Source organism: Bartonella sp. CL25QHWL (assembly GCF_042195335.1).
Classification (GTDB): domain Bacteria; phylum Pseudomonadota; class Alphaproteobacteria; order Rhizobiales; family Rhizobiaceae; genus Bartonella.
On record NZ_JBHIOE010000052.1, the window covers coordinates 1 to 1,997 of the forward strand.

Sequence of the window (1,997 nt, forward strand, 5' to 3'; positions counted from 1 at the left end):
GGGGCAACCCATTTTCCATTTTCATAGCCAGCGCCTCCACCAAAATACGTCGCAACTGTTTGATTCATTGAATAAAGCTGGTTACCGGTAATCGCTTCTGTTGAACCTTTAGAAACTTCTCCATCTAAAAGAAACTTCAATTTGCTACTGCTTCCTTCCGTTCCATGCTTAGCTACAAACGCATTGGCTTCATTACTCCAATTCAAAGAATCCTGCGCTACTCCCTGCGAAACTTCCTTAATACGTGCATTCACATTCTTGATATTATCATCAAGACCAGTAAATGCACTACCAACATTATTAAAAGAACTGTCTGTTATATTACCAGCTGCATCAACCTTCGATAACTTGTAGGTTGGTCCTGTAAACGTACTGCCAACAAATTTTGCATCACCACCAAAAAACTTGGCTAAATCCTGAGAAATCGTGTTGATCTGTCCACCCGTAATCGCATCATGTGAACTCTCACCAATGACACCATCTTTGACATTATGAAGCGCAACTGGTCCTGCATCCTTACCTTTACCTAAAGTCACACTGCTATAATCAGTTTTACCATCTGCCTGTTTATCGTAGAGAACCACTGCTGAATCATCAGACTGAAGGCTGCTGGAAAGATCCTTCAGACTTGCATCAAGCTGCGCTTTATTGACTGCCTCGTCTCCATTTTGCGCTGCCTTAACACCAGAAAGAATTCGAGCATCACCATCACGATTTAAAATATTGATTTTATTGCCGCCTCTTTCCGCACCAATAGTAATAAGACCCATCCTATCCTGCTTAACAAGGCTATCACTCACTACATTCGTAATCTCTTTGCTGATCTCATTTTTTACATTCGTAACAGAATTACCAACTCCAGCCAAAGCATCCGCCACATTGCCATAGTCTATCTCTTCAGATTTACCATCATCCTTAACTGTCTTAACCTTAAAACTTGGAGCTTTCCATTGTCCTTGCTCATCATAACCTGCACCTCCACCAAAATACGTCGCAAATGTCTTATTCATTGAATAAAGCTGACTACCCGTGACAGCATCCGTTGAATTAGCGCTAATCTCACCATTTGCAAGAAACGTAATTCTACTGTTTTCTTGTGTCCTTACAGCTTTGCCTTTTTCTTCTTGCTTCTTTTCATGACGTGCTACAAAGGCATTGGCTTCATCATTCCATAACAAAGCATCACCTTTAACTTGCTGAGTAATATTCGTTATGTTTTTAGTAAGTTCGCTAAACTTATTTGTTACATTATCATTGACATTCTTGATATTGCTATCAAGCTGGCTTTTGTTAACAGCGTCATTATTGTTCTTTGCTTCCCCAACACCAGAAATTATCCGATCAGCACCGCTTTCATTTGCAATATTGATTTCTGCGCCACCTACTTTTGCACCAATAGTGAGACGATGCGTTGTTTTGTCTTGCTGAACAAAGCTCTCACTTTCTACTTTGGTAATCACATTATTAACCTGTTCAGTCAATTTATTCTGAACATTCGTGATAGAACTTCCAACACCTGCAAGTGCATCCGCTACATTCGTATAGTTCTTGTCAAAAGAAGTACCATCCTCACCAAACTGCTTGATCTTAAAACTTGGAGCAGTCCATTTTCCTTGCTCATCATAACCAGCACCACCACCAAAATAGGTTGCAAGTTGTTCGTTCAGCGAATAAAGCTGTCCACCCGTGACAGCATCCGTTGAATTAGCGGTAATCTCACCATTTGCTAGGAACGTAATTCTACTGTTTTCTTGTGTTCTTACAGCCCTGCTTTTTTCTTCTTTTCTCTTTTCATGACGCGCTACAAAGGCATTGGCTTCATCATTCCATAACAAAGAATCCTGTGCCACTCCTTCAGAAACTTCTTTAATCCGTGCATTCACATTCTTGATATTTGTATCAAGACCAGTAAATGCACTCCCAACATCTTTAAAAGAGCCCTCTGTTATATTACCCTTTGTATCAATCTTGGATAAGTCATAAGTTGGTCCCGTCAT

Annotated in this window: 1 pseudogene; it reads right to left on the minus strand. The window is 40.3% G+C overall.

The annotated features are described in order from the left end of the window. A pseudogene (locus ACFILY_RS09375) lies at positions 1-1,997 on the minus strand (hypothetical protein); the annotation flags it as partial.